The organism is Comamonas sp. NLF-1-9 (genome assembly GCF_019195435.1).
GTDB lineage: Bacteria > Pseudomonadota > Gammaproteobacteria > Burkholderiales > Burkholderiaceae_C > Comamonas_C.
In genome coordinates this window covers 1,687,469-1,713,297 of the sequence record NZ_CP078069.1, presented here as the reverse complement: position 1 = coordinate 1,713,297, position 25,829 = coordinate 1,687,469, and the positions used below count along the sequence as shown (strand labels likewise).

At 67.3% G+C, this 25,829-nt stretch carries 16 protein-coding genes; 11 read left to right on the top strand and 5 right to left on the bottom strand.

What is annotated here, in order from left to right; translation table 11 throughout:
- The first annotated feature begins 57 nt into the window (after window positions 1–57).
- The 8 genes from KUD94_RS08215 (at window position 58) to KUD94_RS08180 (ending at window position 13,917) form a co-directional block, all read left to right on the top strand.
- Window positions 58–2,967 (top strand): bifunctional glycoside hydrolase 114/ polysaccharide deacetylase family protein, encoded by a 2,910-nt coding sequence (locus KUD94_RS08215; protein ID WP_255568665.1) that lies wholly within the window; start codon window positions 58–60, stop codon window positions 2,965–2,967.
- Window positions 2,924–6,823, top strand: coding sequence for a tetratricopeptide repeat protein (locus tag KUD94_RS08210; RefSeq protein WP_255569184.1), 3,900 nt, complete (start codon window positions 2,924–2,926; stop codon window positions 6,821–6,823). Before KUD94_RS08215 ends, KUD94_RS08210 begins: the two co-directional genes overlap by 44 nt.
- Before the next feature lie 24 nt (window positions 6,824–6,847).
- The gene (locus KUD94_RS08205; RefSeq protein ID WP_218236530.1) at window positions 6,848–7,402 is read left to right on the top strand and encodes a penicillin-binding protein activator LpoB; all 555 of its coding nucleotides are present in this window, start codon (window positions 6,848–6,850) and stop codon (window positions 7,400–7,402) included.
- 10 nt (window positions 7,403–7,412) lie between these two features.
- Window positions 7,413–8,804, top strand: a complete 1,392-nt coding sequence (locus KUD94_RS08200; protein WP_218236528.1) for a PelD GGDEF domain-containing protein — start codon at window positions 7,413–7,415, stop codon at window positions 8,802–8,804.
- A complete protein-coding gene (locus KUD94_RS08195; RefSeq protein ID WP_218236527.1) occupies window positions 8,797–9,807 on the top strand; it encodes a hypothetical protein in 1,011 nt (336 codons plus the stop codon). The genes KUD94_RS08200 and KUD94_RS08195 overlap by 8 nt, the downstream gene beginning before the upstream one ends.
- Window positions 9,804–11,342, top strand: coding sequence for a GT4 family glycosyltransferase PelF (gene pelF, locus KUD94_RS08190; protein WP_218236525.1), 1,539 nt, complete (start codon window positions 9,804–9,806; stop codon window positions 11,340–11,342). Before KUD94_RS08195 ends, pelF begins: the two co-directional genes overlap by 4 nt.
- On the top strand, window positions 11,342–12,715 hold the full coding sequence (pelG, locus tag KUD94_RS08185) for an exopolysaccharide Pel transporter PelG (RefSeq protein ID WP_218236523.1): 1,374 nt from the start codon (window positions 11,342–11,344) through the stop codon (window positions 12,713–12,715). Before pelF ends, pelG begins: the two co-directional genes overlap by 1 nt.
- 152 nt (window positions 12,716–12,867) lie before the next feature.
- The gene (locus KUD94_RS08180; RefSeq protein ID WP_218236521.1) at window positions 12,868–13,917 is read left to right on the top strand and encodes a spherulation-specific family 4 protein; all 1,050 of its coding nucleotides are present in this window, start codon (window positions 12,868–12,870) and stop codon (window positions 13,915–13,917) included.
- Between the two features lie 21 nt (window positions 13,918–13,938).
- Here the strand turns inward: KUD94_RS08180 and KUD94_RS08175 are convergent, their stop codons facing one another.
- From KUD94_RS08175 to trxA, 5 genes are all read right to left on the bottom strand, one after another.
- A complete protein-coding gene (locus KUD94_RS08175; protein ID WP_218236519.1) occupies window positions 13,939–15,312 on the bottom strand; it encodes an MATE family efflux transporter in 1,374 nt (457 codons plus the stop codon).
- Between the two features lie 4 nt (window positions 15,313–15,316).
- The gene (locus KUD94_RS08170; RefSeq protein WP_370625855.1) at window positions 15,317–17,035 is read right to left on the bottom strand and encodes a hypothetical protein; all 1,719 of its coding nucleotides are present in this window, start codon (window positions 17,033–17,035) and stop codon (window positions 15,317–15,319) included.
- A 99-nt stretch (window positions 17,036–17,134) separates the two neighbouring features.
- Window positions 17,135–17,389 (bottom strand): type B 50S ribosomal protein L31, encoded by a 255-nt coding sequence (locus tag KUD94_RS08165; RefSeq protein WP_146913151.1) that lies wholly within the window; start codon window positions 17,387–17,389, stop codon window positions 17,135–17,137.
- Window positions 17,390–17,482: 93 nt separating this feature from the next.
- Window positions 17,483–18,745 carry a transcription termination factor Rho gene (gene rho, locus KUD94_RS08160; RefSeq protein ID WP_146913152.1) on the bottom strand — a complete coding sequence of 421 codons (1,263 nt, stop codon included), beginning with the start codon at window positions 18,743–18,745 and terminating at the stop codon, window positions 17,483–17,485.
- 225 nt (window positions 18,746–18,970) lie between these two features.
- A complete protein-coding gene (gene trxA / locus KUD94_RS08155) occupies window positions 18,971–19,303 on the bottom strand; it encodes a thioredoxin TrxA (protein ID WP_218236517.1) in 333 nt (110 codons plus the stop codon).
- Window positions 19,304–19,405: 102 nt separating this feature from the next.
- Between trxA and KUD94_RS08150 the strand changes: the two genes are divergently transcribed.
- The 3 genes from KUD94_RS08150 (at window position 19,406) to KUD94_RS08140 (ending at window position 25,827) form a co-directional block, all read left to right on the top strand.
- On the top strand, window positions 19,406–21,934 hold the full coding sequence (locus KUD94_RS08150; RefSeq protein WP_218236515.1) for a PD-(D/E)XK nuclease family protein: 2,529 nt from the start codon (window positions 19,406–19,408) through the stop codon (window positions 21,932–21,934).
- Window positions 21,927–25,280, top strand: a complete 3,354-nt coding sequence (locus KUD94_RS08145) for an exodeoxyribonuclease V subunit beta (RefSeq protein ID WP_218236513.1) — start codon at window positions 21,927–21,929, stop codon at window positions 25,278–25,280. Before KUD94_RS08150 ends, KUD94_RS08145 begins: the two co-directional genes overlap by 8 nt.
- Window positions 25,281–25,641: 361 nt before the next feature.
- The gene (locus tag KUD94_RS08140; protein ID WP_218236511.1) at window positions 25,642–25,827 is read left to right on the top strand and encodes a hypothetical protein; all 186 of its coding nucleotides are present in this window, start codon (window positions 25,642–25,644) and stop codon (window positions 25,825–25,827) included.
- Window positions 25,828–25,829 lie beyond the last annotated feature (2 nt).

The following is a 25,829-nucleotide window of genomic DNA, read 5'->3' as shown; positions in this document are numbered from 1 at the left end:
CTGCAACCAACCGCGTTTCTAGCACCTGCGGCCCTCTTTGCCTCTCTTTGTTTGCAAATGTTGACGATGATCATTGGCTTCATGTCGATTGATTTTAGTAAAGTACAGCCCGTGCGATTGTTCCTCCACCTCCTGTTTTCCTGCTTCGCAGCGGCGGTCTCGACTGCGCGAACGCTGTTCCTGGCGTTGGCCGGCCTATGCCTCGCCGTGGACGCGGGCGCCACACCGTCGGTAGCGCTTTACTACGGCAGCGGTGTGCCCTTGAGCGAGTTTCGCGTCTTCGACGTACTGGTCGTCGAGCCGGACCACGCCGGACTGATCCAGCCGTCGTCGGGGCAACAGGTGTATGCCTACGTTTCAGTGGGTGAAGTGCAGGAGGGCAGAAGCTACTACGCGCAGATTCCCCCTCAGTGGAAGCTTGCAAGCAACGAAGGCTGGCAGTCCGAGGTGATCGACCTGAGCGCACCGGGCTGGCCGGAGTTCTTCGCTTCACAGGTGGTGGCGCCACTCTGGGACAAGGGGTATCGCCGTTTTTTTCTGGACACGCTCGACTCCTACCGCCTGGCCAAGGGTTTCGATGAAGCGGCGCAGCAAGAAGGACTGGTGCGCGTCATCGATATGCTGGCGCGCCGTTTCCCCGGCATACGCCTGATACTCAACCGCGGCTTCGAGGTTCTGCCCCGGGTGCGCGACAAGGTCGACATGGTGGCGGCCGAGTCGCTTTACCAACGCTGGAACGCGCAGAGCAAAAGCTATGAGACCGTGCCACCTGCGGACCGCGAGTGGCTGCTTGCCCAATTGCGCACAGTGCGCGAGCGCGACGCCCTGCCGGTGCTCGTCATCGACTATGTACCGGTGGACGACCGCGAACTGGCACGGTTGACGGCGCAGAAAATCAAGGCCGATGGCTTCATTCCCTGGGTGGCCGATGCCGAACTGTCCACGGTAGGGGTTGGTGCGGTCGAGCCGGTGCCCCGGCGCATTCTGGTGCTCTACGACGGCGATGAAGTGGCGGCCCTGTCTTATTCAAACCCGCATCTCTACCTTCAGATGCCGCTGAACTACATGGGTTATGTCACCGAATATGCCGATGTCCGTGAGCCCCTGCCTGCGCAGGTGCATCGCGATCGTTTTGCCGGGGTGGTGACGTGGTTTTCCGGGTTCATCCCGGCGGATCGGCAAGCCGATTACCGCTTGTGGTTGCAGTCCGTGCTGCGTACGGGACTGCCAATCGCCATTTTGGGCAACTACGGAATGGACCTGGGGCCGGCGTTGCGCCGTCAGCTCGGGCTCGCAAGCTACCCTTCCTTTGCAGCTGACCAGATACCCAAGCTGATGCAGGCGAGCGTCGATCCGATGATGGGGCTGGAAGCGCCTGTTCCGCTCGCAAGCCTGCAAACGGGCCTGAGCCAGCTTGCTGAAACGGGCGCGCCGCAGGTGCAACCGTTGCTGGAATACTCCGGAGTTGGCCAAGCCCGCATGCTCGCCGCTGCCATCACCTCCTGGGGCGGTTTTGTGCTCGATCCGAACGTGCTCAGCGCCATTCCCGGCACGGAGACTTATCGCTGGATCGTCGATCCGTTTGCCTTCCTGCGTCGGGCGCTGCGCTTGCCGCCGATGCCGGTGCCCGACACGACCACGGAAAGCGGGCGCCGCATGCTCCTGGTGCATGTCGACGGCGATGGTTTTGCCTCCCTTGGGGAGTTCGCCGGCAGTCCACCCGCCGCGCAGGTGTTGCTGCGCAGCGTGTTCGAGAAATACCGCATCCCGCAGACGATGTCGATCATCGAGGCGGAAGTCGCCCCCGATGGGCTGTATCCCGCGCTCAGCGCTCGTCTTGAGGACATCGCCCGGGCGATGTTCAAGCTGCCATACATGGAAATTGGCAGCCACGCTTACTCGCATCCGTTCATTTGGGACATGGAGGTGGCGCCCAAGGCGGACAAGACCGACGCGGCTTATGGTCTGGACATACCGGGGTACAAGATCGACCTGGAGCGGGAGATCGTGGGGTCCAGCGACTACATCAACCGCCGTTTGGCGCCAGAGGGCAAGCGAGTGAGCCTGTTCCAATGGACGGGGGACACCACGCCATCTGCCAAGGCGCTCGAGATTGCCTACAAGGCTGGCTTGCTCAACATCAACGGCGGTGACACTTCGATCAGCCGCATGAACCCCTCGCTCACCGCGATAGGGCCGCTGGGCATACGCAAGAACGGCTATCTGCAGGTTTACGCGCCAATCACCAACGAGAACATTTACACCAACCTGTGGCATGGGCCTTTTTACGGGTTCGAGCGTGCAATAGAGAGCTTCGAGATGACCGACGCGCCGCGCCGGATCAAGCCGGTCGGCATTTACTACCACACCTACTCGGCCTCCAAGCCGGCGTCGCTCAAGGCCTTGCACAAGGTGTACGACTGGGCGCTGGCACGGCCGCTGCACCCGCTACATGCCACGGACTTCGTGCGCAAGGTACAGGATTTCTACAGCTACGAGATTGCGCGCGACGGTGATGGCTGGCGTTTGCGTGGTGACGGTCACCTGCGCACCGTGCGTCTGCCGCAGAGCCTGGGTGTTCCGGACCTGTCCCGCAGCCTCGCGGTGGCCGGCTGGAACCGGGGGCCGGACGGGGTCTACGTGACGCTCGGCAGCGACAACGCGCTTCTTGCAACCCGCGCTGATGCGTCCGCCGACGCCGCGACGCAGTTGCCCTATTTGCAGCAGTCCAACGGCCGCGTCAGTGACTTGCACAGCGACGCTGCAGCGCGCAGTCTGTCGATGACGCTGACGGCTTATGTGCCGCTGGAATTCTCCATGGCACAAGCTCAAGGCTGCAGCATCCGCGGCGACGGGCGGGAGCTCAAGCCGCTGCCTGCCGCCCAGACGTCCACGGACGCAGTGCAAGTGTTCAGATTCAAGCATGCCCAAACCCTACGTCTCGAGATCAACTGCGCCACACGCTGAGCGCCCGGTGCTTGCCCCAGCCTGGCTGGTGCTGCTGCTGGCCGCCATGGTGGGTGGTTCGCTGTGGCTCTTGTATCCGCGCCAGGATCTGGAGCGGCGTCTGGCCACGTCCGGCGACATCGAGCTGTCGATTGCCTATTTGCACAACCTGCTGCGCAGTGACCGGGACAACGCGCAGCTGCGCCTGCTGCTGGCGAAAAGACAGCTTGTGTTTGGCGACGTGATGGCGGCGGACCAGACCCTGCAGCCTTTGCTGGATTCCCGCGACGAGCACCTGCGCAATGCCGCTCAATGGGTGAAACTGGACGCGGTGCAACTGCAATACCAGCGCGCACTGACCGACGATGACTCCGACCAGCGCGCGGTAGTGCAGCAAGCGCTGCTTGACCAGGCCAGCGTTCTGGCCAGACAACCATTGACACCACCCCAGCAGGCCCGCTTGGCCGCCCTGGCGCGTCAGGTGCAGGAATCGAGTCTTGCGGCGGAGTTGGCCAGGCAACAGCCAGCGCAGACTGCGGACGCCGCCCAGGTCTATGCGCAGGCCGCGCGACAGGCTTTGGCCGAATCGGATTACGCCGCGTGCGCCCAGCTCTATATTCAGGCCCGGCACGCTACGCTCGATCCGGTGCAAGCCAAACGCTATTACAACGCGGCGATCGCAGCGCTGCGTTCGGGCAATCAAGCGATGGCCGCCTTGGCGCTTGCAGAACGCGAACTGGGAGAGCTGGCCGACGACCCGCAAGCGCTGATGCAGCTCGTTGAGCTGGCCCGCGCGGCCGGGCAAGGAGAGACGGCCCAGCGTTACACACGGCTGCTGCTGAAAATTTCATGGCTACGGCAATGGAACGAAGACGTGGCATCCGCGACTGGCGCCTCGGTGCGGGCCAAGTCGCGCGCACAAACAGTGTTCGACGATGGTGCGGTCTGGCTGGGCTCGCACAAGCCGCTGTTGCTCAGGGTCGCTTTCGATGAAGAAGCAGATCCGGTGGAGGTCCAACGTCCGGCCGTGACGGCGCAGCCGCACCTGCCTTTCAACGAGCAGGCTTACGACCTGGGATATCAGGTGTTCGTCGAGAACGGCAATCTCGATGATGCATGGTCGCTCGCCAATGCGGCGGTGCGCCGGCAGCCGTCGAACATGTTGTGGCGTGAGCGTCTGGCCCAGGTGTCCGAATGGACTTCACGTTCACAGACAGCATTGCAGCAATGGCTGGTGATTGCACAAACTACCGGGCAAGCGCAGGCCTGGCAGGCGGTCTTGCGCCTGGCGCCAGGCTTGTTCGACGACGGGGCGCTGGTCCTGGCGCTGCGCCACGAACTGCGCCGGCGTCCCAGCGACCTTGCGCTGATGCGGGCTCTGGTTCAAGCCCAGGAACGCCTGGGCGAACCGCAGCCGGCGATTGACTATCTGCGTGCGCACGCCGACAGCCCTGAAAGCGTCGAAATGCTGGCCCAACTGGCGGAGCGGGCTGGTCAGCCTGATCTGGCGCTGCAGACCTGGGAGCGTTTGCTTGGTGATTCAAACCAGGTCACGGCAGAGCGCGCAATGCATGCGGCGCTTTTGGCGCTGCAACACGGTCAGCGCGCACTCGGCCTGCGCTGGATTCTGGCGGCGCAAGGGCAGCAGGTCTCACCGGACGAGCAAACCGATTTCCTGCGCCTGACGGCCCAGCTTGCGCAGGAACAAGGCTTGGACGAGCCGGCCGCCGCAGCCTACTTTCGCTTGCTCGAGCGCGAGGATGCAGAGCTGTCCGACCACGATGCCTTGATTCACCTGTTGCAGCGTCGCCAGCCGCTGGAGGCGGCGAGAGTTTCGGTGCTGACATGGCGCAGGTACGACGAGCCGTCGTACCTGATCGATGCGTTGACCATTTATGTCGCGCGCAACCAGTGGGACGCCTTCGCCCAGGCTCTGGCGCAGCTCGACCCGTCCGATCAGGCCTCGCGCCATTCCCTGCGTGCGATGCAGCGCCAGCCGGAATTCCTGCGGTTGCTGGGTATCTACCATCAGAATGAGGGGCGCCTCGATCTGGCGCGGCGCTACCTGCAAGCCGGCCTGCAGCTCCTGCCCGACTCCCCCGACATGCAACAGGCCATGCTGTGGCTGTTGATAGACAGCAACGATGCGGTATCGATACGCCAGCTGTTGGCCGAACGCGAGGCGCAATGGAGCCGCAGCGGGGAGTTGCATGAGGCCTTGGCCGCCGCCTATCAGGCTTTGTCGCTGCCGCAGGTGGCGCTGGAGCGCTACCTCACGCCGCACTTGGCAGAGCACAGGGAGGATTTCCTCTGGTTGATGAACTATGCCGATGCTCTGGAGCAGAACCAGCAGGCCGATCGCGCCTGGCGGCTGCGCCGGGGTCTGCTGGCCCGGCAATGGCAGCGCTTGCGCCAGGCGAGCGGCGCCGAGCCGCGCGCGCGCGGGCAGGCGGTGCAGCAGTGGTTGGCCGAGCAAGGCCTGGATGCGACCCGGCGCGTGGCACGCGCGCGGCTGCTCATGGACCAACGCCCGGGCGATCCGGCGCTTGAGGTGTTGCGCGAACTCCTGCGTCTTGACGAGGGGGCTTCGGGCAAACTGTCCAATGCGGCCGCGGAAACGGCCCTGGCATGGCTGCAGGACCGCGCTGAGTTCAGCGCTGAGCGTGCCTATCTCTGGCACCAGTACGCGCGCAGCCGCAGCCTGCGCGCCAATCGCCCCCTGTGGGCCGACATCACCGTGGCTCTGGCTGAAGACGATCGCCAGGCGAGTGGTGCCTTGCTCGAGCGTTTTGACGAACGTCTGCCGCGTTACGACCGCGTCAACGCGGCCGCCCAGGTGGGTGACGTGCGACTGGCCCAGAGCGCCGCGTTTGAAGCACAAGGGCAGCAGCGCGATGACGAGCCACTGCAAGAGCAGCTTGAAGAGAATCTGCTGGCTTTCTCGGACCGCGCCGATCTGAGCCTGCGCGAAGAGACTCTGGACGCAATGGCGCAGCACACCAGGCAAGGGCAGTTGCACCTTGCCATCAGCCCCGAGCTCTCGCTGGATTTGAATGCGGTGCAGCTGCGCCGCAGCATGAACGACGCCGCTGCCTTTCGTGCCCTGCCAAACGAAGAGGCGCTGGCAGCTACGCTGCGTTGGCGCCGGCGCGACAGCGAAAGCCGCTTGCAGATCGCCAGCCGCGTGGCCTACGCGCGCACGACTCCGCTGCTGCTGCGCCACGAGCAAAGGATGGACAGGCGCTTGTCGTGGTATGGCGAGATCGGTTGGCACCAGCCCGCCGACGCGACGACGGGCCTGCGCCTTGCTGGCATGACCGACCGCGTGGGCGCGGGTCTGAGCTATCGCGCGACGCGCCAGGACCAGCTGAACCTGAGCTTGTCGGCCGATCGCTATCGCCTGCAGACCGGGGCCGGACTGGGCAGCGGACGTCACGCGATGCTCGAATACATCCACAGCTTGCGTCAGGACACGCCCTCGCTGGAGATCGGCGGGTTCTGGTCCTTCCATCGGTTCCGCCAGGTGGATCCCGCAAGCCTGGGAGGGCAGGGGCGTCTTTTTCAGCGCCATGTGCTGCCTGCCGGGGCTGTGATGGAGCGCACTTATTTCGTGCCCGAGAGCTTCCGCTTCTATGGTCTTCAACTGTCGACCAACACGCGCTTCGAGCAGGAGTATTCGCGAGCGCTGCGCCCTTACGCTTCGCTCAGCCGAACCTGGCACAGCACGCTGGGGGCGGGATACGGCGTGCGCCTCGGGCTGACGGGAAGCGTGGTGGGCGCTGACCGCCTGGTGCTGAGCTGGGAGTGGTCCCGTTCTGGGCTGCAGTCCTCGGGTCTGACCCGCGGCGTGCAGCTCAGTTATCGGCTTTTTTTCTGAGTCATTCAACGCAGAGGGATACATATGCTGGATATCAAAGCGAAGCTCGCACGGCGTCTTTTCGTCGGGATGGCGATCGGTGCCGCCTCTTGGCTGGCGGCTTGCAGCTCCATCGATCTGGGACAGGCGCCGGCACTGGAGCGCCAGGCGAGCTGGGTGGTGCTGCCCTTCGTCAACCACACCGAAACGCCGCTGGCCGGGCAGCGCGCCGAAGCCATAGCGCAGGCCGTGCTGCATGCGCAGGGCGTGGGCACGGTGCGCAGCGCACCAGCGCCTGGCGTGCAAGAGGCATTGTTTGACGCGGGGGATGCGGCTCGCGCGCAAGAGGCCCTGGCCTGGGCGCGCAAGAACAAGCTGCGCTATGCGCTCGCGGGCTCCGTCGAAGAGTGGCGCTACAAGGTGGGCGTCGATGGCGAGCCGGCCGTCGGCGTGACCTTGCAGTTCATCGACGTGAACAGCGGCGACGTGTTGTGGAGCGGCACCGGCGGTCAGAGTGGCTGGAGCCGCGAAGCGCTGTCTGCGGTGGCACACAAGCTGGTGCGCGGCCTGCTGACGGCCGGTCTTGCCCAGACGCGCTGAGCCCGCATCGATGTCGGACGATTTGTTCGCGCGAGAGCAGCCGGCACAGGGCTCGGGGTCGCCGGGCGACGCGGGTGAGGCGCGCTCCTTCTTGCCGCCCAATCTGCTGGGCAATCTGGTGGTGACCAAGGCCAGGCCGGCGGTGGTTCTGGGGGAAACGCTGTTCCTCCCGCTGCTGGCCTTCGTGCTCGGCTACCTCTGGTCGCCCGACGACCCGCTGCAGTTGCACGGGAATTTCCCCTGGCCCTGGTTTGCTCCCGTCATCGTGGCTCTGCGTCACGGCTTTGTCGCCGGTTTGGGCGGTTCGAGCATCCTGCTGTTCGGCTGGCTGTGGTCCAACTTCGGCCGTTTCGACGAATTTCCGCAGGTGCACTTCTTTGCCGGCCTGGCCCTGGTCATGCTCGTGGCCGAGTTTTCCAGCTTGTGGCGTGCCCGCACCCGCCGCGCCGAAACGCTGGAGCGCTACCTGGAACAGCGCCTGCAACAACTGGTTCATGAGCATTACCTGTTGCGCCTCTCGCACGACAGGCTGGAGCAGGAGCTGATCAGCCGTCCGATGTCCATGCGCGACGCGCTCGCCGTCCTGCACGACATCGGCAGCGTATCGGCGGACCAGCCGCCGCCGGCAGCCCGGCTGCTGAACCTGCTGGTGCAGTACTGCCAGCTGGAAGTCGCCAGCATCCATCCGGTGCGTGGCGACGTGGTCGATGAAGCGGCATGGGCCAGCACGGGCGGCCTGGCCAGCCTCGCGGCCGACGACCCGCTGGTTCGTCAGGCGCTGGTGATGCAGCGCCTGTGCCACGTCGGCCAGAGGTCGCTGGACCAGCAGGACACGCAATACCTGGTGGCAGCGCCTCTGCTCGACCTCGCCAGGGAGACTTACGGCCTGCTGCTCGTGCGCAAGATGCCATTCTTCGCGCTGCAGCCCGAGAATCTGCAGACCATTCAACTGCTGCTGGGTTACTACACCGACGGCCTCTCTGTTCAGGGTCTGGCGCGATCCATCGTCGAGGCCGTGCCGGATTGCCCGCCGGCTTTTGCCTTCGAACTCAGGCGCATGATGAACGTGCGCCAGACCACGGGAGTGGCCAGTGCGGTGGTGGTGCTGGAGTTCGCCGAACGCGCTGTGCAGCGCGGCCTTGCTGCACAGATCGAGCACCTCAAGCGCGAGCTCGACGAGATGTGGCTGCTCGAGCGCGAAGGCCGCCAGGCGCTGGCGGTGCTGATGCCGCTGGCGGGCAAGGCGGCAACCCAGGGATATCTGGCGCGTCTGGAGACATGGGCCGCGCAAAAGGGCAGCCATTCGCTGGCAGATCTCGGGGTCTTTCCCCACATCCTGACAGTGGACGGCGACGAGACACTCGTCCTGATTGCGCGCATCGAGGCAGTGCTCCATGCTTAATCTGAAGCTCGGTCTGTCGGCGCTGCTGCTGGAAGGCGGTGCATGGAGCGTAGCCGTCCTGTGGCGTGAGCATTCCGATGCGGCGCTGGCCAGCTATCTGGTGATGCACCTGGCAGCCAGCGTGCTGCTCGCGCTGCTGCTTTTTCCCTTCCTGCCGCGGCGCATTGCCCATCCACGCTGGGCCGCCGTGCTGCTGATTGCCGCGTGCAGCTACACGATACCGGTCGCCGGCTTTGCCGGAGTCCTCGTGGCCTTCGTGGTGCTGCGGGTTTACCGCGCCAAGAAGGTGCGCGACGACTTCGAAACCCTGTTGCTGCCGGAGTTCGATCAGCATCAGCGCGTCCCCAGGGTCTTTCGTCACACCGGCATGCGTTCCTTCCTGAGCAATTCCGGAATACCGGTGCAATCGCGCATGGGGGCGATGTCGGCGCTGCGCTACGTGCCCGAGCGCACCGCCTCGCCGTTGCTGCGCACGGTGCTGGAGGACAGCAGCGAGGACTTGCGCCTGCTCGCCTACGGCATGCTCGACAACCTGGAAAAACGCATCAACCACTCGATTGCTCAGGAGTCCGACGCGCTGCGCGCCATGCATTTGTACGACGCGCACGACCCCAGGGTGCTTGAATGCGTGCGGCGGCTCTCGGACCTTTATTGGGAGCTCGTATATCAGGAACTTGCGCAGGGCGACCTGCGTGACTATGCGATGCAACAGTCGCTCAAGTACTGCGACCGCGTGCTGGAAGTGGAAACCGATGACGGTGCGATGCACCTGCGCCGTGGCCGGCTGCTGCATGGGCAAAAGGACGTCGAAGGGGCGGCGCGCGAGTATGCACGCGCCATTGAGCTGGGCCTGCCCGCAGCGCGCGTGCTGCCTTATCAGGCGCAGCTGCACTTCGAGCTGGAACAGCACGCGCAAGTGCGTGCGCTGCTCGGCGAACTTGGGCGCTGGGCCGTGCTTGCGCGGCTGCGCCCCATCATCGATTTGTGGACGCGGGCGTCATGACGAACACGCATACGTCAGGCGCAGACATCGCGCTGGTACTTGAAGGCACGTTTCCGTATGTTGGCGGCGGCGTCTCCAGCTGGATCAACCAGATGATCCGTGCTTATCCGCAATACCGTTTTGCCTTGGTGTTCCTGGGCGGGCGCCGCTCGGACTACGGTGAGCGGCGCTATGAGCTGCCGGCCAACGTGGTGCACTTCGAGGAGCATTTTCTCTACGATATCGACGCGGGGGTACTCACAGAGCAACCCGCCGCGCGCAGGGGCAGTCGTGCGGGAGACGAGTTGGCGCGGCGCCTCGTGCAGGCCTTGGCCGAACGCCGCGAGCCGGCCGAGGTGGTCCGCGCGCTGCGCGAGGTCATGCGCCACATGCTGCCGGGCGGAGAACTCACGCGCGAAGACTTCCTCTACAGCGAGCGCTCCTGGGAATTGATCTGCGAGCTCTACCGGCGTCACTGCACCGATCCGTCGTTCGTCGATTTTTTCTGGACGCTGCGCATCATGCTGCAGCCCCTGTGGCTGCTGGCGCGCGTGGCGCACCAGTTGGTTGACGTGCGCGTAGTGCACAGCGCCTCTACCGGGTATGCGGGGTTTCTGGGCGCGCTGTTGCAGCAGACACGCGGTCTGCCTTTCATCCTCTCGGAGCACGGCATCTACACCAAGGAGCGCAAGATCGATCTGTTCAAGAGTGAGTGGATACGCGACAACCGCAACGTGTTTCAGCGCGACCCGACCGAGTTGTCCTACTTCCGTCGCCTGTGGATCGAATTCTTCGAGTGGCTGGGTCGCTTCTGCTATGCCGCGGCCGATCCCATCGTTGCGCTGTACGAAGCCAACCGCCAGCGCCAGATCAGCGATGGCGCGCCGCCCGGGCGCACCATGAACATCCCCAATGGCATCCGCCTGGAGCGCTTTGCGCCGCTGCGCGGCCAACGTGCGCCCGGGATGGCTCCGGTGCTGTGCCTGATTGGACGGGTGGTGCCGATCAAGGACATCAAGACCTTCGTTCGTGCGATGTTTCGCGTGGTCAACCAGTTTCCGGACGCCCAGGGCTGGATTGCCGGACCGGAAGACGAGGATCCGGCGTATGCGCGCGAATGCCGCAACCTGGTGAGCAGTCTGGGTTTGGAAGAGAACGTGCTCTTTCTCGGCTTTCGCAAGGTTGAGGACTTGCTGCCCAAGGTGGGCCTGGTGGTGCTGTCCTCGATCAGCGAGGCCTTGCCTCTGTCGGTACTTGAAGGCTTTGCCGCCGGCGTTCCGGCGGTGGTGACCGATGTGGGTGCCTGCCGCGAGCTGGTCGAAGGTGTGGGCGAGGAGGATCGAGCGCTCGGCTCCGCTGGAGCCGTGGTGCCGATAGCTGCTCCGCAATCGCTCGCCGATGCGGCGCTGGCGCTGCTGTCGGATCCGCGCGCCTGGGAAGCGGCCAGCCAGGCAGCGGTGGCCAGGGTGCAGCGCCATTACACCGACACCCTGATGTTCGAGCGCTATGCGCGAGTGTATGAACAGGCGCTGGGCCGCCATGAGGGAGTCGCCTGATGGCGGGCATAGGTTTCGAGCTGCGCAAGATTCTGCGCAAGGACACGTTGCTGAGCCTGGTGCAGGCGTATGCCTATGCGGGCGTTGTCGGCTCGGGCCCCTGGGTGCTGTCTATCGTCGGAATCCTTCTGATCGGCATCTTCAGCGTCAGCGTGGTGGTGCCGCCCTCGCTGGTGACCCAGTTTCAGACCTCGGTGACCTATCTCGTCGCGACCAGTCTGATCTTCACCGGCCTGGTGCAGCTGACTTTCACACGCTTCGTCTCCGATCGGCTGTTCGAGAAGCACAAGCACCTCATCCTGCCCAATCTGCACGGCCTGATCGTGCTGGTACTGGTGGCGGCGGCGGTGCTGGGCACCCTTTTTCTCTTTCTCGTGCTGTCCGGCGAGAGTCTGCTGTATCGCCTGCTCATGCTGGCCGGTTTTGCCCTGCTGTCGGCGGTCTGGGTCTTCACCATCGTGCTCTCGGGCATGAAGCGCTACAAGGCCATCGTGTCGCTGTTCGCCCTGGGCTATGGGATCGTGGTGGGCGCTTCGCTGCTGCTGCGCCCGTTCGGGCTCGAAGGACTGCTGGGCGGCTTCGTGCTCGGGCACTACGTGCTGCTGGCCGGAATGTGGCTGCTCGCGCTCAAGGAGTTCAGCCCGGCGCGCCATCTGCTCGCTTTCGACTTTCTCGCCAAGGGCAAGCTCTACCCTTCGCTGGTGGCGATAGGCCTGCTCTACAACCTCGGGATCTGGGCCGACAAGTTCATGTTCTGGTTCTTCCCGCCCACATCCGAGCAGATCATCGGCGGGCTGCGGGCTTCGCTCATCTACGACCTGCCGGTGTTCCTGTCCTATTTGTCCATCATTCCGGGCATGGCGGTCTTCCTGGTGCGCATAGAGACCGACTTCGTCGAGTACTACGATCGCTTCTACAGTGCGGTGCGCGAAGGCGGCTCGCTCGGCTACATCGAGAACATGCGCGACGAGATGGTCTATTCGATACAGCAGGGCCTGAGCCAGATTGCCAAGGTACAGACGCTCACCGTGCTGCTCACCTTCATCGTCGGCCCCTATCTGCTGGACGCGCTGGGCATTTCACGGCTGTACTTGCCGCTGTTGCATGTCCAGGTGATAGGCGCGGGGCTGCAGGTTGCGCTGATGGCGGTACTCAACGTGTTCTTCTACCTCGATCAGCGCCGGCTGATCCTCTGGCTGTGCCTGCTGTTCGTGCTGCTCAACGTCTTGCTGACGGGGGCCTCACTGGCACTGGGCGCGGCGTTCTACGGCTATGGTTTTGCTCTGGCGGCCCTGCTGACGCTGAGCGCGGCGCTGCTGCTGCTGTCGCGCAACCTCAACCGGCTCGAATACCGCACTTTCATGCTGCAATAGCCTGGCGGGTGCGCTGCGCCTCACACGAACAAGGATTTGACGTGCTTCTTTCGGTATCAAGATGGTTTGCCCTGGCCCTGTGTGCGTTGCTCGCAGCTTGCGGCGGCGGCGGTTCGTCGCCCCAGCCTCAGACGCGGCTGGAGCTCGCCTTCGTGGCGCCGCCGGCGCCGCAGCACGTTTACACCGCAGGCGAGGCGATCGCGCTGCAGGTGCGCGTGCTGGCCGATGGTGCGCCCGCGCCAGATGGCTTGACGGTGCGCTGGTCGACCGACGCCGGGTCGATACAGACACAGAGGGCGGGCACGCAGGGCGGCTTGGTCAGCGCGGTGCTCACGGGGGCGCCGGCGGGCCAGGTGACGGTGCAGGCGAGTGCCGACCTGCAGGGGCAGAGCGCCAGCGCAAAGCAGTTCTTGCAACTGCGGCCGCCGCCCCGGCCGTTGGAGATCCTCGTACCGGCCTACTTCGGCGCGGGGCCCAAGTCTTCGGGGTGGGAAGCCTTGGCGCGCAGCGCCCGCGAATACCCTGATCTGCGCATCACCGCCATCCTCAATCCGAGCGATGGCATCTTCAATCGGGTCGACGCGCCACTGCTTCAGGCGGCAACCGCCTTCCGCGCGGCCGGCGGACATGTGCTGGGCTATGTCATGACCGATTACGGCGCTCGATCCTTGTCGTCGGTGCGCCAGAACGTCGACCGCTATCTCGAGCTTTATGGGAGCGAGCTCATCGAAGGCATTTTCATCGACGAAATGGCCACCTCCGACAAGCGTGCAGATTACTATGCCCAGGTGCAGGCCTACGTGAAGAGCCGGTCGGCAGAGCTGCGCGTGGTGGGCAACCCAGGCACGCGGCCGGGCCAAGCCTACGCGTTGCTCACCGATACGCTGGTGACCTTTGAAGGGCCTGAAATCCAGTACCGGGATTTCGCGCTGCAGCCGTCGGATGCCTGGCTGTACCGACGCAGCAATGCCGCCCAGGCCATGCTGGTACACGACGCCGTCGGCTGCCAGGCGATGCAAACGAGCCTGCAGCGTGCCCTTGCTGCGGATGTCAATACGGGGGTGGTGTACGTGACCGATCTGCACTACGACGTGCCCACGCACGATGGCGACCCCTGGGCCGCGCTACCCAGCTATTGGGATCAGTTCGTGGCCTCGGTCGCGGCGCTGAATCGCGGCGCGGCCTTGCCCGCTTGTCGCTGACTGCGCCCGCGCCGGCCGGGCTCAGGCGCCCGCAGCCTCGCGCGCCGTGGCAGCGGGCCGGGTATGCCAGCGCAGCGCGCGGGTGAGCAGCCACAGCAGCACCAGAGCGGTGAGGGTCAGTGCAGCGGTGCTTGCGCCCCAGAACGGCAGCGGAGAAGGCCACGGCCCATGGCCTTGCCAGCCGCGGTAGGCGATGGCGTAGCCGCCGCCCAGGCCCAGGCCCCAGAGCAGCACGCCGTAGATCAGCAGCGGCGCCAGCGTGATGCGGTAGCTGCGCAGCACGAAGATGCACAGCGTCTGCATCGAGTCGGCCACGTGGTAGAGGGCTACCCAGGCCAGCAGGGCAGCGGCCAGCGCGGCGACGTCGGCGCTGGTGGTGTAGAGCGCCGTCAAAGGTGCGCGAGATGCAAAAAGAATAGCTGCAAGCGCACACCCCATAAGGGCTGAAGCCATAAAACCTTGCAAAGCCAGCTTTGCAGCCTGGCCTTCCTCGCCAGCGCCGCGGCAAAAGCTCACATGGGCGCTGACCGCGATCGCCAGCGACAGCGGCACCATGTAGAGCACCGCCGCAAGGTTGGCGGCAATCTGGTGCGCGGCAGCGGCAAGCGCTCCCTGGCGCGCGATGAACAGCGCCATCAGGGTGAAGGACGTGACCTCCACCGTGATCGACAGCGCCGCGGGCAGCCCCAGGCGCAAGAACTGCCGCAGCTCTGCCCAGTCGGGCGGCTGCGGTCGGCGCCACAGCGCCAGGCGCCGAAACGACGGATGGCGTGCCAGCATTGCCAGCGCCACGCCGAGCAGCAGGTAGTTCACCACCAGCGTGGCCCAGGCGCAGCCCGGCGCGCCCTGGGGCGCAATGCCTGCGCCGCCGAAGGTGAACCACAGCGACAGCGGCAGCTTGGGCAGCAGCGAAGCGAGCTGCAGCCAGGTGACGAACTGCGGCCGGTCAACCGCCTGGCTGAGCGTGCTGTAGATGCGAAACAGCAGCGCCGGCGGCAGCGCGAAGGCGAGGATCGCCAGGTAGCTGCGCACCTCGGCCTGCAGGGCGCCCGGCACCTCGGTCGCGCGCAGGATGGCGCCCGGATGCAGCAAGATGGCCATGCCGAATGCGCTCGCCGCCAACCACAGGTACAGCGTCTGGCGCACGCTGGCGCCGATGGCCCGCGGGCGGCGCGCGCCGTGCAGCTCGGCCCAGATCGGCAAGAGCGCCTGAAAGAGCCCCATCACCGCCACATAGACGCTCACGAAAACCGCCGAACCTATGGACAGCGCGGCCAGCGAATCCTGCGAATAGCGGCCGGTCACGATGGTGTCCGTCACCCCGAAGGCCATCACTGCCAGCTGCCCCACCAGCACGGTGAGGGCGTGGTGGGCAATGCCCGAGCGCGCCGTCATGCCTTCAGCGCGCCGGGCGGCGCAGCATGAGCACGAGCTGGTCGCGCCTGTCCGTCGGGCGCGTGACGATGGCCGCTTGCTGCCACTCGGCGTCCGCAAACACCTGGCCTGCGGCCCAGTCTCCGTCCGGATCGACGATGGCCCAGCGGCAGGTCGGAGCCTGCTCGGGCGTGGCCATGGGCAACTGGCCGTAGTAGCGCAGCGCAGCCACCAGCGGCTGATCCAGCCCGTAGCCCGCGACGCAGTCCCCGGCGCGCAGGCGGCTCCCTGGCTCGACCTTGTCCACCGCCTCGCGCAGCAGGCGCACCTGGGGCGCATAGCTGCGCCCGTAGTCCAGCAGCGGCAGCCACAGCGTCATCAACAGCACCCAGCCGAGCGCGGCGCCGCCTGCGGGCAGCGCCAGGCTCTTCCAGATCGCCGGCCGGTGGCGTGCGGTGCGCCAGCGCACCAACGCGCACCAGGCCAGCGTGGCGGCCAGGGCCAGGACAAAGGCCAGTGGTTCAAAGCGGCTGTGAAAACCCGGGGCAAGCCGCGCCACGTTGGCAGCCGGCTGCGCCGGAAAGCCGGTCTGCACCGCCAGCCAGACGACCCAGATGGCGATGGCGCAGACGCTGAAGAACAGCAGCGTGAACCAGTCGATGGCCGCCGCAACGCCGCGCTTGAGCGTGGGCAGCGCAAACGCCGCCAGGATGGCCAGCGCCGGCAGGCCTTGCAGCAGCGCGCGATCGGCCGGTTCGGTGGTGAAGGCCGCAACGACAGGAACCAGCGCAAACCACAGCGGCAGCAGGATGTGGCCCGCGCCGTGGCGCAGCGGATGGCGCCAACGCCACAGCGTCCACAGTGCCAGCAGCCAGGTCGGCCAGGCGAACCAGACCAGCAGGCGCGCCAGCGTGGCCCAGCTTTGCGCACTGGCCGGCAGCGCCAGGCGCCATTGCCAAGCCTGGGTCCAGAAGGCCAGCAGCGCAATGGCAGCCGCCTGGGCCGAGAAGGCGGCGAGAGTGCGCGAGAGCGAGAGCGCCGCGCCATCGGCGGTGCGCGCGCCGGTGGCCACGCCCGCCGCGCCTGCCGCCAGCAGCAGCGCCATGCTTGGCGCGCCGCTGAGCGCCAGCAGTGCGACGCCGCCGAGCGTGGCCGCGAGCGCGCGCCCATCCGGTCGGCGCAGCCAGGCTGCACTGCCGCTGAGCAGCAGCGCCGTGCCCGCGAGCTGGCTCAGGTAACTTGTGGCTTCGTGGGAAAACTGCGCAAGGCCCAGCGTCGCGATCAACGCCAGCAGCGCCGCGTCCGCCATGGCGCGGGCGTAATCGACCGCGCGCGCCTCGCCGCCAAAGGCAAAGGCCACGGGCTGGGCCTCGCGGCTCTGCGCCAGGCGCCAGGCGGCGCGCCAGGTGCTGGCCAGCACCAGCACCAGCAGCGCCACGAAGGGCAGGCGCGACGTGGCCTCCATGGACAGCCAGCCCTGGCCCAGCCAGATCGCGCCCGCGCCCAGCCACAGCGGCAGCAGGCCGGGCGTGTCCGGGCCCAGGCCGACCAGCGTGGGCTGCAGCCAGCCCGTCTGCCCGAGCGCGATCTCGCGCATGAAGGCAAAGGCCTGCATGTCGTCGCCGCGCCAGGGGTCGCGCCCGAAAAAGCCGGCCAGCACATAGACCGCGCACAGCAGCCACAGCACCTTGCGCGGCAGCGGGCGCACTGCCGCTTGGGCGACGATGGCGGGGCTCGTGTGCATCAGGCGCAAAGCATGAACAAAAAAGGCAGCGCGGCGTGCCGGGCTGCCTGGGTGCGCCGGGGCAGCATGCCCACAGAACGCGGTGTGCGGGTGCTGCGCTCAGCGGGCGCTGGTGCGTCCAAAGCGGTTGCGGAATTTCTCGACGCGCCCGCCCATGCTGTCCACCGACTTCTGCGTGCCGGTGTAGAAGGGGTGCGACTCGCTGGAGGTGTCGAGCTTGTACAGCGGGTACTCCTTGCCCTCGAAGGTGTCGGTTTCCTTGGTCGTGACGCACGAACGCGTGACGAACTTGAAGCCGTTGGAGAGGTCCACGAACAGCACTTCGCGGTAGTCGGGGTGTATGCCTTCACGCATGATGAAATCCTATGGGGGTAAATGCCGGGAGCCGCGCCAGCGCGTCTGGCGTACTTTCCGAGAAACCGCGCATTATATAGAAAGCGCCCTGAATCAACCGCCGCGGCGCATGGCTTCGAAGAAGTCCACGTTGCTCTTGGTCTCGCGCATCTTCTTGATCATGAGCTCCATGGATTCGATCTCGTCCATGTTGTACATGAACTGGCGCAGGATGCGCGTCTTTTGCAGCACCTCGGGCGCCAGCAGCAACTCTTCGCGGCGCGTGCCGCTCTTGTTGAGCTCGATGGCGGGGAACACGCGCTTTTCATAGAGGCGCCGGTTCAGGTGCAGCTCGCTGTTGCCCGTGCCCTTGAACTCCTCGAAGATCACCTCGTCCATGCGGCTGCCGGTATCGACCAGCGCGGTGGCGATGATGGTGAGCGAGCCGCCTTCCTCGATGTTGCGCGCCGCGCCAAAGAAGCGCTTGGGGCGCTGCAGCGCATTGGCATCCACGCCGCCGGTCAGCACCTTGCCGGAAGACGGCACGACGTTGTTGTAGGCGCGCGCCAGGCGGGTGATGGAGTCCAGCAGGATGACCACGTCCTGGCCGAGCTCAACCAGGCGCTTGGCGCGCTCGATCACCATCTCGGCCACGTGCACGTGGCGCGTGGCCGGCTCGTCGAAGGTGGAGGCGATGATCTCGCCGCGCACAGAGCGCTGCATCTCGGTCACTTCCTCGGGGCGCTCGTCTACCAGCAGCACCATGAGGATCACGTCCGGGTAGTTGGAGGTGATGGCATGGGCGATGTGCTGCATCATCACCGTCTTGCCGCTCTTGGGCGGCGCGACGATCAGCGCGCGCTGCCCGCGTCCGATCGGGGCGATGATGTCGATGATGCGCCCGGTGATGTTTTCTTCGCCCTTGATGTCGCGCTCGAGCTTCATCTGCTCCTTGGGGAACAGCGGCGTCAGGTTCTCGAACATCACCTTGTGCTTGTTCTGCTCGGGCGGATTGCCGTTGACCTTGTCCAGCTTGGTCAGCGCAAAGTAGCGCTCGCCGTCCTTGGGAATGCGCACCTCGCCCTCGATCATGTCGCCGGTGTGCAGATTGAAGCGGCGCACCTGGCTGGGGCTGATGTAGATGTCGTCGGTGCTGGCGGTGTAGCTGGTGTCGGGGCTGCGCAGGAAGCCGAAGCCGTCGGGCAGGATCTCCAGCACGCCGTCGGCAAACACCTGCTCGCCGGCCTTGGCGCGCTTCTTGATGATGGCGAACATCAGCTCCTGCTTGCGCATGCGGCCGCCGTTTTCGACGCCAAGCTCTTCGGCCTGCTTGAGCACTTCGGAGACGTGCAAGGCCTTCAATTCGTTAAGGTGCATGAAAGGACTCCGGTCAGGGAGTGGCAATGTCTGGTCAAGGAGGGGTTGGCCGTGCGCCGCAGGAAGCATCCGCGAGGGGTTCGGAATGCGGGGGCAGGCCGGTGATTGCAAACCAGCTGCGCATCGGGTGTTGCGCGGTGGTGATCGGGAGAGATTATGACAGGAAAAGCCGGCGCCCCCGCGGGCCGGCTGGCGCCGGGGCATGCGCCCGGCGCGCCAGGACGCTCAGGCCAGGGTCTGGTCGATGAAGGCGGTCAGCTGTGCCTTGCTCATCGCGCCCACCTTGGTGGCGGCGAGCTGGCCGTCCTTGAAGATCATCAGCGTGGGAATTCCGCGGATACTGAACTTGGCGGGCACTTCGCGGTTATCGTCCACGTTCATCTTGGCGATGGTGAGCTTTCCCTCGTAGATGCCGGCGACTTCGTCGAGCACCGGAGCGATCATCTTGCAGGGGCCGCACCACTCGGCCCAGTAGTCCACCAGCACCGGGGAAGAGGACTTGAGAACGTCGGCTTCGAAGCTGGCGTCCGAGACGTGTTTGATCAATTCGCTGGCCATGGTTTTCCTGTATGGCGGTTGGCAGCCAAGGGCTGGCGCCGGATACTGCACTCGGGGTAAATTCGTTTGATTGTGACAGAAACAGCCACACCTGATGACGCCATGGTTGCTGCGCGCGCCGGCCGGCCGGCGCCGCCTGCAGGCCCCTGGCCGCGCTGGCTGGACGAGGTGCACGCGCAGGCCCTTGGTCGCGGCGCGCACCTGGCGCGCACCGTGGTGCTGCTGCCCTATACCCATCTGCTGCCGGTGGCCAGCGCCGCCTGGGCCGAGCGCTTTGCGGGCTACATGCCGCGTTTTCAGACCACGCGCAGCTGGGCGGCCGAGGCCGGCGCCTTCATTGCCGGCGCGCGCGACCTGTGCTTCGACCATGCGCGCGACCTCCTGACCGCGCGCGAACTGCTGGCGCACGCCGGCCTGGGCGCGCAGGCGCCGGCGCTCGCAGGCCGCTTGCTGGAGCTCGCCCGGCAGCTCGCCCCCTTGGCCGCCGCGCAGCCCCCCGCCCAGCGCGCCGACTGGCTGGCGCGCACCAGCGCGCTGCTGCCCGCAGTGCACGATGGGCCGCTGCGCCTGGAGGGCGCGCTCGCGCGCATTGCGGCCGCCTGGCTGGCGACTTCAAGCTTTGCCACCGACGTGCTGTTTGAGCCGGCTCTCGCGCGCCAGACCGATCTGCTGGTCGTCGTGCCCGGCCTGCGCAGCGAGCCCTTGCTCCAGGCCCTGAGCGCGCACTGGGGCGACAAGGCGCTGACGCTGGCGCTCGGGGCGCCGGCCGCCGCGGACACGGTGGCCGTGCACCTGGCACTGGACGCGGAGGACGAGGCCGAGCGCGCCGCTGCCTGCGTGCTGCGCCACCTGCACGAGGGCCGCGCCCCGGTGGCGCTGGTTGCCATCGATCGCCTGCTGGTGCGCCGTGTCAATGCGCTGCTCGGCAGCGCCGGCGTGCACGCCGCCACGGGGCTGCGCGACGAGACCGGCTGGAAGCTTTCGACCACCCACGCGGGCGCCTGCGTGCTGGCGCTCTTGCGCGCCGGCGCGCCGCGCGCGTCCAGCGACGAGGTACTCGACTGGATCAAACTCGCGCCCGCTTGGGCGCCGCTCGACCACCGGCGCCTGGAGCAGCGATTGCGCAAGCACGCGGTGCGCAATTGGCAGGCCGCTGCCGCGCTGCTGCCGGGCGACCCCTTGGTGCAACAGATGCAGGCGCTGCGCGCCGAACTGCTGGCACGCCGCCCGCTGATGCAGTGGCTGAGCGATCTGCGCGCCGCGCTGGTGCGTTGCGGCCTTTGGCCTTGGCTGCAGGCCGACGCGGCCGGCGCCGGCGTGATCGAGGCGCTGGGCCTGGACGACGCAGCGCTGGAGCGCTGGCAGGCCTGGGCCGGCGCACGGGCGCCCATGTCCTGCGCCGGCTTCACGCGCTGGACCAGCGAGGTGCTGGAGCAGGTCAACTTCCAGCCTGCCGCGGCCGGGGCGGCGCGCGTCGTCGTGCTGCCGCTGGCGCAGCTGCTGGGGCGCAGCTTCCCGGCCCTGGTGCTGGCGGGTGCCGACGAGCGCCACCTGCCTGCCGCGCCCGAGCCGCCCGGCCCGTGGAGCGCGGCGCAGCGCCAGGCGCTGGGCCTGCCCGCGCGCGAAGACCTGCAGCGCGAGCAGGCCCTGGCCTGGGCGCTGGCGCTGTCGGCCGCGCAGGTGGACGTGCTGCACCGCCGCGCCGACGAAAGCGGCGAGCCGGTGCTCGCTTCGCCCCTGGTGCAAGCACTGCGGCTCACGCCCGGTCTGCATCTGCAAGAGGGCAGCGATGCGCGCATCGCGCGGGCGCTGGCGCCCATGCCCACTGCCCGCCCGCGCGCCGTGGGCCGGAAGCTGCCGATGCAGCCGCTTTCGGCCAGCAGCTACGAGCAACTGCGCAGCTGCCCTTACCGCTTCTTTGCGCTGCGCCAGCTCGGCTTGCAGGACGAGGGCGAGCTCGACGTCGATGTGGACAAGCGCGACTGGGGCATCTGGGTGCATGCGCTGCTGCGCCACTTCCACGAAGCGCTGCAGCGCGACCCCGCAACCGAGCGCCTGGCGCTGATGGAAGCCGCCGCGCACGAGGCCACGCGCATGCTCGGACTGCAGGGCGATCGGGGCGAATTCCTGCCCTTCGAGGTGGCCTGGCCGCCGCTGCGCGATGCCTATCTCGCCTGGCTGCAGGCGCACGAGGCGGGCGGCGCACGTTTCAGCGCCGCCGAGGTGGACGTCCGCGTGCAGCGCGGCCCGCTGCAGTTGCGCGGGCGCATCGACCGCGTCGATACGCTGGCCGACGGCACCGTGCTGCTGATCGACTACAAGACCGAGGCGCTGGGCAAGACCCGAGCGCGCACCAAGGCCGGCAGCGAAGAGACGCAGCTGCCGTTTTACGCGCTGCTCTCGGACGCCGAGGCGCCGCGCGCCGCCTACCTCAACCTGGCCGAGCGCGAGCAGCCCAGCCTGCACGACCTGCCCGAACTGCAGCGCCTGGCGGCCGCACTGCAGGTGGGCATGGCGCGCGACATGCAGCGCATCGCCGAAGGCGCGCCCTTGAGCGCGCTGGGCGAAGGCAGCGTCTGCGACTGGTGCGAAGTGCGCGGCCTGTGCCGCAAGGATTTCTGGCATGAATGAGCAGCGCGCGGCCTACCAGCTCGATGGCGCGCCCTGCACGCGCGAGCGCTTTTACGCCGTCGCCTGCGACCCGCGCCGCAGCGTGGTGGTCGAGGCCTGCGCCGGCGCGGGCAAGACCTGGATGCTGGTCTCGCGCATGCTGCGTGCGCTGCTGGACGGCTGCGCGCCGCACGAGATCCTGGCCATCACCTTCACCAGGAAGGCCGCAGGCGAGATGCGCGAGCGCCTCACGCAGTGGCTGCAGGACTTTGCCCGGCCCAGGGCCGCGACACCCGACGGCGGCAAGCCCGCCGAGACCGAGGCGCAGTGGCAGGCGCGCCTGCTCGATGAGCTGGTTGCAAGGGGAATCGAGCCGCAACGCGCGCCAGTTCTGCGCGAGAAGCTACAAAATTTGTATCAGACTCTGCTTGCCCACGGCCGCCCGGTGCAGATCCGCACCTTCCACGGCTGGTTTGCCGCGTTGCTGCAGACGGCGCCGCTGTCGGTGCTCGATGAGCTTGGCCTGCCCGTCGCCCATGAACTGCTGGAAGACGACGCCCAGGCGGTGGCCGAGGTCTGGCGCCCTTTTCTGCGCGAGGTGGCCGGCGACGAAACCCTGCGCGCCGACTACGGCGCGCTGGTACTGGCGCTGGGCCGCACGCGTGCGCACGACGCCCTGGCCGGGGCGCTCGCGCGGCGCACCGAGTTCGGCCTGGCCGACGCTGCCGGGCGGCTGCAGGACGCAGTGCCCGACTTTGACGTTGTCTACCCGCGCATGGCTGGCGTGGCGCGGCCTGCGGACTGGCTGCTGCTGCGCGAGAGCGGCCGCGAGCTGCTGCGGGCCGCGGCCCGGGCGCTGCTGGGTGCGAGCGCCAAAACCTTCGTCGCTTGCGGCGAGCAGCTGCTGGCGGCGCTGCAGGCGGGCGACTTCGAGGCGGCGCGCGCGGCGCTGTTCACGCGGACGGGCGAGGCGCGCAAGTTCAGCGACAAGGTCGCAGGCCTGCAGCAGGTGCGCGCCGCGCAGGAGGAGGTGCTTGCGGTGCTGGCCGCGGAGCAGCAGCGCCAGGCACGCCTGCACCAGCAGCGCATGTGCCGCCTCACGCGCGTGCTGATCGCGTGCTTTGCCCGGCTCAAGCGCGAGCGCGGCTGGGTGGACATGAACGATGTGGAAAGCGCCGCCATGCGTCTGCTGGCCGACCATGCGCTGTCGGCCTGGGTGCAGCAGCGCCTGGACGTGCGCACGCGCCACCTGCTGGTCGACGAATTCCAGGACACCAACCCGCTGCAGTGGCAGGCGCTGCACGCCTGGCTTTCGGGCTATGCGGGCGCGGGCGGCGGGCACAGCCCGCCCAGCGTCTTCATCGTCGGCGACCCCAAGCAGAGCATCTACCGCTTTCGCCGTGCCGACCCCAAGGTGTTCAGCGCCGCGCGCGACTTTGTCGTGCAGGCGCTGGGCGGCGTCTGGCTTGCCACCGACCACACGCGGCGCAATGCGCGCGGCGTGCTCGCGCTGGTCAATGGCGTGATGCAGGCCGCGCAGCAGGCGAGTGAGTTCAGCGACTACCGCGCCCACACCACCGAAAGCGACGGCGCTGGCGACGCACTGGCGCTGCCCCTCGTTCCGCGTTCGCCAAAGGCAGCCAAAGGCGCGGCCGAGCCGGAAAGCTGGCGCGACAGCCTCACCACGGCGCGGCTGGAAGAAGAGGAAACCCTGCGCACGCTCGAATGCCGCCAGGCCGCGCGCTGGATTGCGGCGCGCATCGCCGCGGGCGTGGCGCCCAAGGAGATCATGGTGCTCGCGCGCAAGCGCGAGCCGCTCGGTGTGCTGCAGGCCGAACTGCGCCGCCTGGGCGTGGCCTGCGAGCAACCCGAGAAAAACCTGCTGGCCGAGCAGCCGGCGGTGCGCGACGTGCTCGCGCTGGTCGACGCGCTGATCTCTCCCGGGCACGACCTGATGCTCGCGCGCGCGCTCAAGTCGCCGCTCTTTGGCTGCAGCGACGAAGACCTCGCGCGCCTGGCGCTGGCGGTGCGCGCCGCAGGTGAAGCCCGTCCCTGCTGGCTGGACGTGCTCTCAAAAGTAGAGCTGGAAACGCTTGATGGACAAGCGCTAACGGCCGATTTGGCTATATATCGCGGCTGGTTGCTGAGCCTGCCCCCGCACGACGCGCTGCAGGCCATCTACCAGCACCGCGACGTGCTTGCGCGCTTTTACGCGGCCGCGCCGGCGGCCGAAGGCGCGCAGGTGCTGCGCCAGTTGCGCGCGCTGCTCTCGGCCGCGCTGTCGGTGCAGGGCGGGCGCTTTCTCACCGCCTACCAGTGGCTGCGCGTGTTGCGCCGCGAACGCATCGCCCTGCCAGCCCAGGCGGCGCCCGAGGCGGTGCGCCTGCTCACCGTGCACGGCGCCAAGGGCCTGGAAGCCGACGAGGTTCTGCTGCTCGACAGCGCCAGCACCCGCACCAGCCGCGGCGAGCCCGAGGTGCTGATCGACTGGCCCGGCGATGCACCGCTGCCCACGCGCCTGGTCTTCCTCGCCAAGGGCAGCAGTCCGCCGGCAAGCGAGCAGGGCCTCGCAGACCAGGAGGCGGCTGCGCAGGCGCGCGAAGAGCTCAATGCCTTGTACGTGGCGATGACCCGCGCGCGCGCGCGCCTGGTGCTCTCGGGCTTTGCGCCGCACCAGAGCGCCTGCGGCAGCTGGTGGCAGCGCATGGAGGCGCTGGCGCAGCCGCTGCCCGCGCCGCCGGAAACGGCACCCGCGTCGTCTTCGGTTCCAAGCCTCACGCTCCTGGCTTTGCCCCCTCTTGCTCTGGAAGAGGGCAGGGGCGAGGGCTGTTTGCATGAGGAAAATCAGCTCGCAGCGCCCGCTGCACAAGCGCTACCAGCTATCCAATCAGAAGCATCCGCCGACAGCGACGCCTCGCGCATCGGCCAAGCCATGCACTGGCTGCTGGAACACGCGGGCGAGGCGCAAGGCGGTTGGCTGCCCGAGCGGGTGCTGCTGGCGCGCCAACGCTTTGCGCTGTGCGCCGCGCAGATGCAGCAGGCCGAGGCCATGGCCCGGCGCATCCTCGGCGGCGCGGCCGCCTGGGCCTGGTCGACGGAAGAAGTGCTCGAGGCCTTCAACGAAGTGGAACTGGTACACGCGGGCCAGCGCCTGCGCATCGACCGCCTGGTGCGCCGGCGCGCCGGTACCCATGGCTGCGAGGGCTGGTGGGTGCTGGACTACAAAAGCGCGGCCAGGCCTGAACGCGAAGCGCCCCTGCAGGCGCAACTGGCCGGCTACCGGGCGGCCGTCGAGCGTTTGTACCCTGGCGCGGCGGTCCGGGTGGCCTTCCTGAGCGGCGACGGCCGCGAAATCGTATTGCCTTGATCGCGCGCGGCGCGGGCCGCCCGCAGCCGGATGTCACATTGGCTGCAGCCGTTTTGTCATGCCAGTGACGCCGGGGTGGAGACGCGTCGTGTTCCGTCCCGTGTGGCGTCACTTGACTGAGGAAACGCACCATGACTGCGATCGCGAAGATGCTGGGCTTGTCCCCGGTTCTGCGCCCAGGCCGGGGCGCTGGGCGCGCAAGCAGCAATCGCTGGCGCGCGAGTGGGGCACGCAGGTGCAGGTGCTGGCGCCGTCCGGACACTGCCTGCACCGGGACGCGCCGCACGCCGTGGTGCAGACGCTCGAAGGACTGCGGCAACGGGTCGCCAGCGGTGGGTGCGGCGCAGAGGACAATCGAGGCATGCCCATGCCAGTGCCTGCACCCGCCGCCGCAAGCGCGGCCTGCGCCTCAGACCACGAGGCCTGGTTTGGCGCGCAGCGCGAGCGCGCCCTGGCCTGGCGCATGCTGGGCTTGCGCGTGGACGCGCGGAACCTGGTGCAATCCGCACAAGCCGCGCGACGTGCGCTTGCCGGGTGTCTGAGGTGATG